At 36.5% G+C, this 13,193-nt stretch carries 15 protein-coding genes; 6 read left to right on the top strand and 9 right to left on the bottom strand.

Annotated elements, in window-relative coordinates; all coding sequences use genetic code 11:
• Window positions 1–390: 390 nt before the first annotated feature.
• The 6 genes from JOD82_RS09060 to JOD82_RS09035 all read right to left on the bottom strand — a co-directional run bounded on the left by JOD82_RS09060 (window position 391) and on the right by JOD82_RS09035 (window position 6,140).
• Window positions 391–762, bottom strand: a complete 372-nt coding sequence (locus tag JOD82_RS09060; RefSeq protein ID WP_209948407.1) for a hypothetical protein — start codon at window positions 760–762, stop codon at window positions 391–393.
• A 47-nt stretch (window positions 763–809) separates the two neighbouring features.
• Window positions 810–980 carry a hypothetical protein gene (locus tag JOD82_RS29070; protein WP_245248952.1) on the bottom strand — a complete coding sequence of 57 codons (171 nt, stop codon included), beginning with the start codon at window positions 978–980 and terminating at the stop codon, window positions 810–812.
• Window positions 981–1,102: 122 nt separating this feature from the next.
• Complete coding sequence (locus JOD82_RS09050) at window positions 1,103–3,643, bottom strand: AAA family ATPase (protein ID WP_209948406.1); 2,541 nt, start codon at window positions 3,641–3,643, stop codon at window positions 1,103–1,105.
• Between the two features lie 256 nt (window positions 3,644–3,899).
• On the bottom strand, window positions 3,900–4,712 hold the full coding sequence (locus tag JOD82_RS09045) for a hypothetical protein (protein WP_245248951.1): 813 nt from the start codon (window positions 4,710–4,712) through the stop codon (window positions 3,900–3,902).
• A gap of 145 nt (window positions 4,713–4,857) precedes the next feature.
• Window positions 4,858–5,064, bottom strand: coding sequence for a hypothetical protein (locus JOD82_RS09040; RefSeq protein ID WP_209948404.1), 207 nt, complete (start codon window positions 5,062–5,064; stop codon window positions 4,858–4,860).
• Window positions 5,065–5,162: 98 nt separating this feature from the next.
• A complete protein-coding gene (locus JOD82_RS09035; protein ID WP_209948402.1) occupies window positions 5,163–6,140 on the bottom strand; it encodes a thymidylate synthase in 978 nt (325 codons plus the stop codon).
• Between the two features lie 177 nt (window positions 6,141–6,317).
• Between JOD82_RS09035 and JOD82_RS09030 the strand changes: the two genes are divergently transcribed.
• The gene (locus JOD82_RS09030) at window positions 6,318–6,983 is read left to right on the top strand and encodes a hypothetical protein (protein WP_209948400.1); all 666 of its coding nucleotides are present in this window, start codon (window positions 6,318–6,320) and stop codon (window positions 6,981–6,983) included.
• A 138-nt stretch (window positions 6,984–7,121) separates the two neighbouring features.
• On the opposite strand, the gene dcd is transcribed toward JOD82_RS09030, so the two are convergent.
• Window positions 7,122–7,643, bottom strand: coding sequence for a dCTP deaminase (gene dcd, locus JOD82_RS09025; protein WP_209948398.1), 522 nt, complete (start codon window positions 7,641–7,643; stop codon window positions 7,122–7,124).
• A gap of 154 nt (window positions 7,644–7,797) precedes the next feature.
• Here dcd and JOD82_RS09020 point away from each other — a divergent pair, with 154 nt between their 5' ends.
• The 5 genes from JOD82_RS09020 (at window position 7,798) to JOD82_RS09000 (ending at window position 11,011) form a co-directional block, all read left to right on the top strand.
• Window positions 7,798–8,685 carry an ADP-ribosylglycohydrolase family protein gene (locus JOD82_RS09020; protein WP_209948396.1) on the top strand — a complete coding sequence of 296 codons (888 nt, stop codon included), beginning with the start codon at window positions 7,798–7,800 and terminating at the stop codon, window positions 8,683–8,685.
• Window positions 8,686–8,806: 121 nt separating this feature from the next.
• Window positions 8,807–9,202: a hypothetical protein gene (locus tag JOD82_RS09015; RefSeq protein WP_209948394.1), complete on the top strand. Its 396-nt coding sequence runs from the start codon at window positions 8,807–8,809 to the stop codon at window positions 9,200–9,202.
• Window positions 9,203–9,585: 383 nt separating this feature from the next.
• Window positions 9,586–10,086 (top strand): hypothetical protein, encoded by a 501-nt coding sequence (locus tag JOD82_RS09010; RefSeq protein ID WP_209948392.1) that lies wholly within the window; start codon window positions 9,586–9,588, stop codon window positions 10,084–10,086.
• 281 nt (window positions 10,087–10,367) lie between these two features.
• A complete protein-coding gene (locus JOD82_RS09005) occupies window positions 10,368–10,550 on the top strand; it encodes a hypothetical protein (protein WP_209948390.1) in 183 nt (60 codons plus the stop codon).
• A gap of 128 nt (window positions 10,551–10,678) precedes the next feature.
• A complete protein-coding gene (locus tag JOD82_RS09000) occupies window positions 10,679–11,011 on the top strand; it encodes a hypothetical protein (RefSeq protein WP_209948388.1) in 333 nt (110 codons plus the stop codon).
• A gap of 117 nt (window positions 11,012–11,128) precedes the next feature.
• Here the strand turns inward: JOD82_RS09000 and JOD82_RS08995 are convergent, their stop codons facing one another.
• The gene (locus JOD82_RS08995) at window positions 11,129–12,226 is read right to left on the bottom strand and encodes a hypothetical protein (protein ID WP_209948386.1); all 1,098 of its coding nucleotides are present in this window, start codon (window positions 12,224–12,226) and stop codon (window positions 11,129–11,131) included.
• Between the two features lie 60 nt (window positions 12,227–12,286).
• Complete coding sequence (locus tag JOD82_RS08990; RefSeq protein ID WP_209948384.1) at window positions 12,287–13,162, bottom strand: hypothetical protein; 876 nt, start codon at window positions 13,160–13,162, stop codon at window positions 12,287–12,289.
• Between the last annotated feature and the right edge of the window lie 31 nt (window positions 13,163–13,193).

Genomic DNA, 13,193 nt, shown 5'->3' with positions numbered 1-13,193 from the left:
CTGTTTGTTGGGTTTAACCCATCTGTTTCTAAGACCTGTAGCTAATTCAACATTCAACCTAAATGAAACCTTTTTTATATAAACAAAATATCATATGCAAATTGTTATGAAAGATAATAAACAAAGGAATCGAATCTTCATTCTTGAATCAATATAGCATATTGGAATAATGTGGGGGAGACAAAAAATGACAAATAACAGACTTTTTCAATATTTTTTTAAAATACCATCCTGCTTTAGTTCTAAATTGACTGTATCATCACAGTTCTTTTGAACCAATATAAAAAAGCGAATTCATCATGAATTCGCTCAACAGATTACAATCAATAAGTCACTTGTCCCCTAATGTTTTTAAAAGTCAGAATCACGGTTATTTATCCTTAAATACGTTCAAATTCGAGAATCACTTTTGTTAACCTGCTCACTTTTCCAATTATTTTTCAGATATTGCTCAAATTTATTACTTTCAGAAGCTTTTTTTAGTTTCAATATTTCGATTTCCTTTTCTACACACAGAACATTCTGGTAAAGGGAACATGCTATTTTTAAAACATTCTTTTCTGCTTCTGAACAGATAAGCAATTCTACTTCTTTAATATCATCGATAAGATAGCTTACTAATTCAGGTGATCCGAATTGATACAACTCAATGATCGTAAAATCTTTATCCGTCACTTCGACGAGGATTCCTTTAAACTCGGTAACTCCTGACAAAGTTTTCGCAGTAATCTTCACAATGTTCATAGGTTTAAGTAATTCCATATAATAACCTCCATATTGTTTAGAGAATAAGAAAATGATATATCAGGTCACTCCAATTTCATAGTGTTGTGGATATATTTCAATCCAAATCCATACCAACGTGGATTGCCCAAACCAAGAATTTCAGAACAAATCTTTTCGATCAGATTATTCGGCTTAATCTGAAAACTAACCTGCATGGGTTCTTTAAAATGAACTGGAGTAGTCGTTGCCTCCATGACTACTCCAGTATATCCAAGGCGATGTAGTTCCTGTTGAGCAACCGCTATGCGCCTCTCGGTAACTACATTTTCAAGTTGACTTCTATCGAGTAACTTGTATCCTATTTTATCTATACTTTTCAGCTTGCCTCCGCGAGAAACCTTTGTTTCAGACTTGTAAACCGTCTTCTATTTTTAAATGTTCGAATAGCATGAGCAATAGCTTCCGGTTGACCAATGACGCAGTTAAAGTCTACAGAGCGAGTATACCCTGTATAGAAGATACTGTTATCAAGCATGTTATAGTTCTCCATCATCACAGGCATAATGACGGCAGGCCATTGTGAGCCCTGGCTTTTATGAACCGTTAATGCATATGCATGATCCAATTCTTCAAAGTTATCGGTGTACTGCACATAGCCATCTTCATAACGGACAACCATGATCGTTTGATTCACATTCGTTACTTTTTCTTTTCGAATTTCTTCAATGACTCCGCATTCTCCATTGGTTATACCCATAAGACTCGAATCCTCTACCAGGTTACCTGATGGATCTTTTTGATACCAAGGCATTGAATAATTATTCGCAATATGAATCACCTTATCACCAGTTTGAAAGTAAAGTGGAATGTCCACAGGATCCTCGCTGGGAGAAAGCTTCTTTTTGATATAGCGATTTAACACCTTTTCCCCTATGGGTTCTGCATTGAATGCTTGCTGTATCATCCAATTCATCACATAAGTTCCGATCTCACCTATGCGCTGAGGGCAAAGAATTTGAATATCTTCAAACGTATATTTATTCCCGCTCATTAAACGTTCTATAGATCGGATGATTGTTTCATGTACAACATCAACCTTGTGCTTCAGAATGACGTAAGCATCTTCAGTATCCTGACAAGAAGAGATCATTTCTGCATTGATAATCTTATTGGCGTTACGGATAATACCCGAATGATCAGCCTGGCGCTTCACTACATTTAACGTAATGACAGGGATCATTCCACACTCAATCAAATCGTATAGCACATTGCCCGCACCCACAGAAGGAAGTTGCTTCGTATCTCCCATAAATATCACTTTACAACCCTCAGGGATCGCATCAAACAAACTACTCGTAAGTAAAATATCAAGCATAGAACTCTCATCAATAACAACACAATCGGCTTCCAAGGGGTTGTCTTCATTATATTGAAAACCAACACCTCGAACATACGCTAAGCCTCTGTGAACAGTTGTACATTCTCTTCCTGTCGCTTTCTTAGCCACTTTGGAGGCTTTCCCCGTGGGTGCGAAAATTTTAACACGAAAAGGTTTCTTCTTTTTTTTGTACTGTTGCTCCATGAGTGCCAGAATGACTTTCAGGGTAAACGTTTTTCCGCAACCCGCGCTTCCATTTAAAATGTACATTCCGCCCGTTCTGCTCACAAACTCTTCAACGGCTTTTTTCTGCATCTCTTCCAAGGTAAGTCCATTGGTTTCTAAGTAATGCTCAACGTCTTCTCCAACACCTTCAAATTCATTCTGGTTTTCAAGCATTAAATGGATAATTTTTTCTGCTACTTTTAATTCAGCCTGATGTAAGTAACTAAGGTATACAGAGTCATTCTCCATAACAATTTTCATATTTGATTGCAACGTTAATAGCTGCTGCTCAATTTCCATCAACTCAAAAGAAATGACACGATAGCGATACTTCTCACGTCCTCTGGCAGAGGATTCTCTTTGATAATGGTTCCAATGATTGTATAAAGTTGAATAAGGGATCATGTAGGTCTTTTCACCAAATGAATAAGGAACCTCAACAACGCCTCGATTACGATCGACAAGCTGTTTCATTTCAATAGCCGTAAGTTTAAAGTCCAAACAATCCCTCGCTCTTTTCAGCAGCATTTCTCTTGGCAAAAAGCAATGACCATCATTCATAGCTTCTTTTAAGATATACAAAAGTCCTTGTTGAATCCGTTCTTCCCCTTTGGGATCATATCCAACTTGGCGAGCAATTTCATCACATCTTAAAAACCCAAAACCTTTTACTTCATTCATAAGCATATAGGGATTACGCTCAATCATTGAAATAATTTGACCATGAAAACGTTCAAGTAATTTTTTGGCTTGGCGCATCGATATTCCCCAGGCAAGAAGCTCGCTCAATACATGATAATCCTCTTCCAACAATTGAAGCTGGGCACTCCAACTCTCGACACTTTTCTTTCCAATCCCATTAACTTCTTTAGCGATTCGCATAGGATCTTTCATTAAGATTTCAACAATTTCTTCGCCATACAAATCGTACAATTGCTCTGATCTCTTATTCAGCCCTTTGAGCGTTTTCAAAAATGATATAATTCCTTTTCGAGACGTAGGTCTTTCTAAACGCGCAGACTTTAATGTAACCTGCTTTTCTTTTCTATAGATAGCAACTGTACCTTTAATGAAATATGTTTGTTCATCCATGAGTTCAATCGCAAACGTACCCGAAAGCGTAAAGACATCACCATTTTCGTCTTCACAAACATAGACAGAAAATCCAGTGTCCTCACTATAAAATTTCCGATACAAAATAACGACCTTACAGTTTACCTCTTCATTCACATCAAGCGATTCTAACCAATCTGGCTGGCTATTCAGGTTACTCGAAAATGAAGCTTCTTTGTTAAACCAACTTGCAAATCCCATTCCATTCACTCCTTCCTTCCACTCTTGTTTTAACTCATATATATAAGAAACCACCCATCACAATAATAAGTTGTTTTTGACAATAGACCATTCTTTTAAAACTATATACTATATACAATAGATATTCAACAAATAAGGTAAATTATAATTTACGCATCTAATTATGGATAACATCGCAATAAAAAAAGCGGGGAAACCCCGCTTTCAATTCATTTTGCCTATTAAATTACACCATAACTACAGCCCTTCCACAACTTTATTTTGCACCCTTTTTAAGGATGGATCCATCGTTAACAACATCAACTGTCTGCACATTTGCGATTCCAGTCAGAAACACCTGTATATCGTCCGTAACTTGATTGTGAGACAACTTCAATTTTCCAAGATACGCATGGATATCTTTAGATAATTGAGACTGTGGGTATTCCTTTGACGTTCGCTGATAGTGGTCTATTACCTCTTTCAATACAAACTTCTTGCTGTCTACTAAAAATTCATTATTCATTCCAAAATAGATTTGATAGTAGTATTCCTTGCTTTTCTTGAAAGTCTCCTCGTAATACGTGTTAGCATACTTCTTCAGGTTGTCTTCCAACAGGAGAATACGTTTTGCAACGATATCTAAATTAAACTTTTGTGTTTCTGCATCATAGAAAGGATGTTCAAATTCCTCTTCACTAAACTGTATTGTGGCTTTTAGCGAATCTGTCATATACGGTTCATAGTTTTTAAGCATATAGGACATATTAGGCTGCACTGTGATTCGTCCATTTTCTTCAACAAAATAAAAATGATCCTTTAATACTTCACCGACAAAAGCTTTTAACGTCTGATCCTCGATTTTCTTCACATCTTCAGTTTGATTCAAATCTATCTTTTCCGCTTTAGCAGCAGCCATGACATCTTGTAAACCATCTGCTTTACTCGTTAACGTTGGCAGTTTTTGATACATGGCATACAGCAATCCATCAATGGCATTGGACGAACCTTCTTTACTCAAACGATCCAAATTAGGCTTCATTTTCGCTTCCAAAACTTGAGGCTCCGAAGGCTTTGTTGCCATATCCATATATTCCTTCATAAACGTTTTTTCATCTTCTTTCGTAAACGGTCCTTTAAAACTAAACACAAGTACCAGGGTTAGCGCAAAAAAACACACACCCAACCCTATTTGTAAGTGAATTCTGCTCAATTCATAAACACCTTCTTCTTTTTTATGATGAGGTTACGACATCGAACCATTTCCGGTACAAACCAAAGCCTGTATCTAAGCGTTCCTTCACTCGGTACAGATATACTCCATATCCAAATTGATTGTTCGTCCAGGTTGAGTCGTGAACCGTATAGATTTTTCCGTCTTCTCGACTTCGGATCTTTGTTCCCTCTGGTAGTCTTATTTCAATATTGCAGTTATATTCCAAGCCAATTCCCTCCGTTTTCCAATTTATAAAAATTTGATTTGTTAATCCTTTATGAAACAATCCTATGAAGAATGCCCCTCTTAAACAATGATATAAAGTTAGACCGCTACCTTCCCTTTAATGTGGGGATGAGCTTGGTATCCAACAATTTGAACATCGCTCATTGTAAAATCCTCGATACGCCGAATGAAGGGATTCAGTTTCAAACTTGGAAGTGGATAAAATTCTTTTGTTAATTGAAGTCTGATCTGTTCCAAATGATTGAGATAGATATGAGCATCCCCGATCGTATGAATAAATTCCCCCACCTTAAGACCCGTCACTTGAGCCACAATATGTGTTAACAATGCATAAGAGGCTATGTTGAAAGGAATTCCTAAAAAGATATCTCCACTTCTTTGATAGAGCTGACAAGACAGTTTTCCATCCTCCACGTAAAATTGCACCATGGTATGACATGGCGGTAGACTCATGAAAGGAATCCGAGCGACATTCCAAGAATTCAATATTAGTCTTCTGGACTGTGGATTCCCCCTGATTTCTTCAACAATCCAATGTAATTGATCGAAGGTCTCACCATTTTGTCCTTCCCAAGACCGCCACTGCTTACCATAGACAGGACCTAAATCACCAAAACGATGAGCAAATTCATCATCTTCCAGAACACGCTGTTTAAAAATATTCATTTGTTCCAAGTATAATTGTTTGAATACTGGATCGTGCTGAGAACGAATACCGAAATCCGTCATATCGATTGCGTCGTAATCTTCACTCTCCACCCAATTCTTAAAAGCCCACTCGTTCCAAATATTGTTTTTATTCTCCAATAAAAAACGAATATTAGTATCTCCTTTGAGAAACCAAAGAAGTTCAGAAGCGATTAAATTAAAATTCAATTTCTTTGTAGTCAAGAGAGGAAACCCTTCTTGCAGATTAAATCTCATTTGATACCCAAAGACTCCAATCGTCCCAGTCCCCGTACGATCTTTACGTACTTGAATATCTTTTTCATTTAAATGTCCCTGGATGTTCGCTTTTTTTAATACCGTTTTACACAAATCATGATATTGCTTCAATCAAGATAACCCCCTTAAATCGTAATAGGTTATCTTCTATGCAATAAAATAGATTTGTAACGCTAAAAAAGACATTTCTTTTGCCTATAGTCCATTATATATAAAACATAATTTATAGTCAATTTTAATGATCACTGCATATCATATAGAAATGCAGATTCGAAAGGAGTGAAATGTTTGAATACAATCTATAAAATAACATCTTTCACCTTGTTGGCAGGTGTACTATTCCTTACGGGGTGTTCTCCATCGGACACTGAAAAACAAACACAGGAGGTAGCTCCTCCGAAACAACAGGAACAGTCCATGCAAAAAGATTTTGAAAAACAACCTGCCAAGGGAGAATTAAAAATCACAGATGCGCAAAAGGTACAAGCCTATGTAGATGAACAAAATCGAAAAATGGAGGCTATGAGTCAAGAAGTCGATTACTATAAGCAGTATGCTAAAGACATGATCTTGATATTACCTTCAGATAAAGTTCAAGAGTTAATCAATAAGGAATATCATTATGCGGTCACCATAAATAATATTCAATTTCCACAAAGCGGCATCCTTGAAATCAGAGAAACCGCATTTGATATTGTCTTTACCGAAGACCGAGTCAAATTTTCAGTTTTGCCTGAAAGTGAAAGTGTAAAAGGAAAAATTCCTACAGATCTGGAGGATGCAGTATCTACGTCCGCTTCGCCTCAAACCAAAGATGAAGATGGTAAAACGATCCTGACCTACTCCTATAAAGACTTAAAACCAGGAGAACGCATTTCGTTTAAAATAAGTGATGAGTTAAAGAAAAAACTCAGCGTCAATACAAATGAGCTGGTAGTAAAGGTTTTGAAATAAACAAAAACGAGGCACATTCCTATGGGAAGAACCTCGTTTTTGTCATTTTGCTATACTTAAAAATACGATAGTACACGCGAAGCGAACCTTTAGTATTGGCTCGCTATAGTAATCCAAAAGGCGTTATAAACCTTTAATTTACTTCTCAAAATCTTTGAACAACTGGCTACTTTGAATACCTTGATTGTTCTGATATTTCCCCTCTTTATATTTCTCGAATTCTCCCTCTATTGTATGGTAGAATATCTGACCAATTTCCACATTCGGATAGATTCGAAGAGGTTGAATCACGGAAATCTCCAAAGTCCAAAACCCATTAAAACCAACATCTCCGAAACCCGCCGTAACGTGAATATAGCAACCCAATCGCCCTATAGATGATCGACCCTCCAGCATGGGCACCAGATTTTCGGTGCTTGTATGTTCTACCGTTCGCCCCAGGTACAAGATGCCTGGTTCTAATACCAATCCTTCCTCTGGAATAATCATCGTCCGTGTGTGATGGTTTTGTTTCATGTCGAGAATTTCCTCGTCGTATACGACTAATTGATTATGCAATCTTACATTATAACTGTTCGGATTAAGTCTTTTTTCACTAAAATCGGAGATTAATATATCATTCCCCAAACGTTTCTTGATTTCAAGTCCTGACAAAATCATACCTCATCCCTCCTCCTATTTTGTTGCCTACTACGTATTCTATGCATTTGAAGTTCGTCTTTTCCCATCATAGATCACGATCAGGCTTTACCACCGATTAGCGAGGTGTTCACGAACTATAATCTCTTAGACCATCAATAAAGGAGGCAATGCTATGAACTTAGAACAAAGCATAAAAGGTGCCCTATATGGGATACAAATCGGCGATGCTCTTGGAGCTGCTGTCGAAGGATTAAGCAAAAATGGAATCCGAAAACGTTATGGCAAAGTTGAAGATTATAAAAGTGGGATCTGGGGAATTCCGTATTTTCTAAAAACAAGAGGTTCGGGTACAGACGATACCCGTTTGTCATTTGCCGTTTTACGAGGGCTATTGAAGGACAGTCCTGAAACTGGCTTGACTAAAGAATTCAACAAAGAAAGATTTAAGATTTTGCATATCGGAAGAACCCTGTTTTATGCATATCTTTTACATGGTATCAACTGGAATTGTACTGCTAAACGAGTACATTTAATGTTAAAGGGTAAAACCGCTGGCAATGGAGCATTGATGCGAACTCTACCCGTCGCATTACTCTATGAGTCTTGGGATGATATCTATCGATTGACCACAATACAAGCCGAAATGACTCATCTACATCCAATTTCTACTCAATCATGCTTGATCTATAATAGAGTCGCCATGCTCATCATGGATCAAGTTCCGCTTAGGGATGCTATAATGGAAGCAACCAAGCGCACGGATTATGAGGATACTTTTTTACAAACCCCTAAATTACCTCCAAATGGATACGCGTTCCATACGTTAATATGGGTACTCTATTGGCTCTACCGCAGCGAGACTTTTGAAGAAGCTGTCATCGGGGCTGTGAATGAAGGTGGAGATGCAGACACGATTGCATCACTTGTAGGTGGTATTGCAGGGCTCTATTACGGATTTAATTCAATCCCTGAGCGCCTCCTCTCTTTAAAAAGAAGAGACCGTCTTGATGATCTCACTCTAAAGACCTGTCTGGCTCGTTCATCCCGACATCAGCGTTAATTCTCCAATCAAAGCAATGATCTGTAATTTATTATAAAATGAAAGGATTTCCATAGAATAAACAGATTACAATACAAAAGGTTGTTTATTCACTTACTCACTTTACGGAGGGATTTTTAATATGAAAAGGGAATTCAAAGTTAACGAAACAATCGTACAAGTTGAAGAAACAAAACAAAAAACAACGACGATTCACATTGAGACAGCAGATGCCGAAATATACGTAAATGGTGTGCTTCTTTGGCAAAGATACAAAGATCCGAAGTTTGCTAAAATCCCGCCACTATTTAGAGCATTTGTTGCCGATAGAACCGACTATGTTGAAGAAACAGGCGATGGAAAAATAGCGGCTGATTTGTACATGGAGAATTTTCATACCAGTGCTTTATTCTTCTTTCCTGAAAATGCGCGCTCACCCATCCATGTTCGGCTTCCAGCCGTCACTCTTCTGGAAGAGCTGAAATCGGACTACATTCGAAACAAAACGTACATTAACGAAGAACTGCTGACCAATTAACTTAAGAATTCAAAACACATTGGGACAAAATTCAAGATCATGTCGCCGCTGCTGGATGGAAACTTGAATATTCGCACGACTTAAGTGAGAACTGTTTTGCTTGGGGAGATGTTGTCTTCACCCAAAGCCAATGGAATGAAGAAAAGTTCCTGGATATTTGGAGACTTTTTTCCGATTTCAATAAACACGTAAATAAAGTCTTTAAGCAGTACCATATGTAAAGAACGTCAGGTTGATTTCATTCGAAAAAATTGCTTTCACTAACGAAGAAGAAATCTTACGATCTAATTGTTTGATCTTGGAATACATTTTTGTATATACTGATGGCGAATGGGCTGAAGACTGAATTAAACTTTGATTTTGATTGAGAGGAAAAACCAATTATGAATAAATATGAAAACAATTTGATTCGAGGAAATCAATTGAAGCATGTGATAAAAAAATTACATGATTTATTGAAAGAGAGTGAAGCAATTTCTCCAAACTATCAAAAATATTCGATTAGAAATGCAGAAACTTGTTTATACCTCTACTTTAATCAATCAGAAGGATATGCAGAGAAGTTGAGATTTGATTTCTATTCTTCAAAAGAACCTTTACAGGTCGACGAAATAAAAATGTATTCCATAATCAATTATATGGATGATATTATTAATACCTCACGTAACGCAACCAAAATTGAAAACTTACCGATCGTATTCGTAGTCGCAGACAAAGCAATAGAAAATGGTATGAATAAAAAGGTGTTCACAGCAAAGGTAAAAGCATTTTTTTCTGAGGATGAATACCGGAAAACGGAATACTGTTCATATACTATGAGTGCATCAGCGAGGAAAGATCATGTTCAAAAACGTATTAAACTGTTGTGGGATACAATTAAATAAACATTTATAGGATATATTTAAAACAGCGACGATAGTTCCTGAAGATTTGATATGTATATATGATATAATTATGGGTATGATGATTATCTCACTTATGTATAACAAGTAATTACTACAGAATCTATGTTTTTCGACTTAAGCGACCCATCTTGAGTACTTCTATGAAGAGTGGGAAAAAAGTATATTCTACGATTTGGTTGATGAACAAATCGTAGAGAGCAAAAGACAAGGAATTAAATACTAATTTCAATAAAAAGATTATTTCATAAGGAGATGAAATGATGAAGAAAGTAGTGGAATATACCAATGTTACGTATCATTATGACAGCAGAGAAGAGCGTGATGAACACGTAGAGTACATGGAGTCTGATGGGTGGGAGTGTAGTGGGCAAATTAAAGAAACGCTCTCATTACATGATAACGAGTTTGTGTGGTGTGGAAAATTCACGAAGTACACTCAATAGGTTGATGAAAGGATTCATTTATCAAGCAGGGGAGGCATAGATTTGAGTAATAGCTAACTATCACTTAACCATAACAATAGTTTGTAAACATTGAAGTTTACTTTTTTATTGAGAATGGGGTGGCGAAAATGGAAGAAAAGAAAGTCAAGTTTATTGAGTTAGTCAAGATGAATCTTGAAACAAGAACCGACGCTAATCAATTTATCGAATGGGAACTTCTTCATAAGCTGAATTTTATTGTGCCAATTATCAATACTGGAAATACTGATGGCATTCAAATTGCTATCAATAATGGAGTTATAGCTGATGGAAGACAGATATTCCTTACGTTGAAGCAATACATTAACGATGGAATTTCCAGCGAACCAATCGGGAACTTCATTCCATATGGAATGCTTTCTAAGGAAGCAAAAATGTTTGTGGATAATATTGAGTTCAAAGTAATGCTTGATTCAATTTAGAAGGCTTACTTTCTATTTTATTTGATCTAAGCGTAAAGGCATAACTATAAGAGTAACTTTATCGACAAATAAACAGAAGACCCCTGTGCCAAATACACATTAAGGGGCTTCTTTTTTTTAGACAATCTCTTTCTTTTCCAACCATTGCTGAAAATGACGATCTGCATGGAATGTAGCATGTAAATGCATCGGAAAGTTGGTTAGAGTCACTTTTTCTTGAATGATATACTCTCTATTTCTATTTTCTAAGGTGAATAAAGTGAAATACCTCTGTTTGCGCCCTCTACATAACTGTTCGTCTTGTTCCGTGAACGTGGTTAAGTTAAATGAGTCCACATTAGAGTTTCGAGAGATACGCTGCTCACTTGAAAACAAATTTCCGTCATGTCCTAATGTTTTAAACTCAATTAATAAGTGATGAACGACAGTCATCTTATCTCCAACCGTCCATCTCAGGGTAACATCAAGCTTTTCGGGAAAGGAATCCCTATCAGAAATTATAGGATAAAAACCAGCGGATGTTTTTTCTTTGCCAAACTTGCACCCTGCTACAACATAACGCTTATTCGGATATGGTTTCATCAGAATCATCTGCTCTGGGGTATCAATCCCTTCCATTTCAAGTGTAACCCTTTCATTCATCCACCTCTTTGGAAGAAATAGCTTAGGCTGAAAGTGAAAGATCTGTTTATCTTTAATGGACTCATATCCAAAATGATGTAGCAGATATTCATGATATCCCAGTATACTCTTATGATAATGATTCATTTTAAAATAATGCTGGCAAATATATTCAACCGTTTTCCCCTGCCAATACAAACTCGCTACAAGCATCCTTTTTAAAGGCAACTCGCTGAGCTCTTCTGTTTTGTTTCGCAATTCGTTTTCAAACGAAAGAAAATCACTCCAAAAATCGCTTGTGTAAGTCTTCATCATGGATTCAATCCCCTTTGGGGTAATCATGATCTCTCGACTGTTTTCTCTGAAAGAATAAACACGAACTAAATCCTCATGTATCGCCTCATCTATAACCGTTGAGATTTTTACTCCTCGTTTTTCATAGATATTTAAACCTTGTCCTATAATTTCTTCCCTGGTTAATCCAACCCGTTTTTCTCTACAGTCACGTAGCACCTCTTCTTGAATACGCTTTTCTTTTATAGGGGAAGCATATCTGTTTAAACGTCTTAATACATTTAATGTTTTCAAATCCATATTAACGATCTCCCATCAGTGTAATAAGTTTTATTATTAGGTATATCTATAGCCGACCTTTTAAGCTGCTACATATCTTCTGTTGTTGTTCTGTAATAGTTTAGGTGTGTTCTTCTTGAGGAAGACCATGACCATGCTTACAATGGCTAAAAACCCCAAGCCGATAAGTAAATTCCCGAGTAGACTTCCATCATTCATATGAGTTAAAACAGAATAGATCAATAGCCCCATTCCGACGATCGTATCCACGATAAGTTTCATTCCCTCAAGAATAAACTTCCCCCATAAGACGGAACCTTTTTCAAATCGTGATGCATACCATATTGGAAATAAAACGGAATATATGATCAAATTAATAAAACGAAAAGTTTTAGTTAAACCGAATCCAGCAATGAGGATAGCGCATAAACCTTTATGAACCACATTAAACACTGTCAGATTCTCAAAAATGATTAAATAACTTCTTTCGTTCATTTCTTTTGGATAAATGAAGTCGAAGATATCTTTAAAATTATTGATAAAAAAAGGATAAAGATAGTTTTCAATCGAACTACTCCAATGAGCAATTATAGCAACACCTACAAAAATCCCAAAGGAAGTTGCAAAGGTGATCAATATCCCTCTCATAAAGGATTGGGTCTTATCTATCAAACGAACAGATGAAAACAGTTTAAGCATCACGCCAATACCTGCAAATACAACCCAAAATAGCGATAATTTTCTTACAATGAATTCGAATTGAAATCCTATAACTACGTGATAGCTAAGTTGCAAGAAGTCATTTAAAATGTGGTTTTCCGTTGCAGGGACATCCATTATGGTATCCATTATGAAAATTAAAAACGCAGGCATAAAAAAGCAAAGCCCCAACAGAAAAGAATACCATACATAGTCAAATACAGATACAGAATCATCTAATTGTTCTGACATTCCCATTGCCTGTTACCTCCTTTTTTGTGTTTTAATT

The sequence above is a fragment of the Paenibacillus sp. 1182 genome, from assembly GCF_017833915.1.
Taxonomy (GTDB): domain Bacteria; phylum Bacillota; class Bacilli; order Paenibacillales; family Paenibacillaceae; genus Paenibacillus; species Paenibacillus polymyxa_D.
Note: the sequence above shows the minus strand (reverse complement) of the source record. Positions and strands in the feature narration are given on the sequence as shown.

Bases quoted from the DNA above. Each gene is read 5' to 3' on its own strand.
- JOD82_RS09060 (WP_209948407.1), bottom strand. From the start codon at position 762: ATGGAATTACTTAAACCTATGAACATTGTGAAGATTACTGCGAAAACT.
- JOD82_RS29070 (WP_245248952.1), bottom strand. From the start codon at position 980: ATGGAGGCAACGACTACTCCAGTTCATTTTAAAGAACCCATGCAGGTT.
- JOD82_RS09050 (WP_209948406.1), bottom strand. From the start codon at position 3,643: ATGGGATTTGCAAGTTGGTTTAACAAAGAAGCTTCATTTTCGAGTAAC.
- JOD82_RS09045 (WP_245248951.1), bottom strand. From the start codon at position 4,712: ATGGATATGGCAACAAAGCCTTCGGAGCCTCAAGTTTTGGAAGCGAAA.
- dcd (WP_209948398.1), bottom strand. From the start codon at position 7,643: ATGATTTTGTCAGGACTTGAAATCAAGAAACGTTTGGGGAATGATATA.
- JOD82_RS09020 (WP_209948396.1), top strand. From the start codon at position 7,798: ATGAACTTAGAACAAAGCATAAAAGGTGCCCTATATGGGATACAAATC.
- JOD82_RS09015 (WP_209948394.1), top strand. From the start codon at position 8,807: ATGAAAAGGGAATTCAAAGTTAACGAAACAATCGTACAAGTTGAAGAA.
- JOD82_RS09010 (WP_209948392.1), top strand. From the start codon at position 9,586: ATGAATAAATATGAAAACAATTTGATTCGAGGAAATCAATTGAAGCAT.
- JOD82_RS09005 (WP_209948390.1), top strand. From the start codon at position 10,368: ATGAAGAAAGTAGTGGAATATACCAATGTTACGTATCATTATGACAGC.
- JOD82_RS09000 (WP_209948388.1), top strand. From the start codon at position 10,679: ATGGAAGAAAAGAAAGTCAAGTTTATTGAGTTAGTCAAGATGAATCTT.
- JOD82_RS08995 (WP_209948386.1), bottom strand. From the start codon at position 12,226: ATGGATTTGAAAACATTAAATGTATTAAGACGTTTAAACAGATATGCT.
- JOD82_RS08990 (WP_209948384.1), bottom strand. From the start codon at position 13,162: ATGGGAATGTCAGAACAATTAGATGATTCTGTATCTGTATTTGACTAT.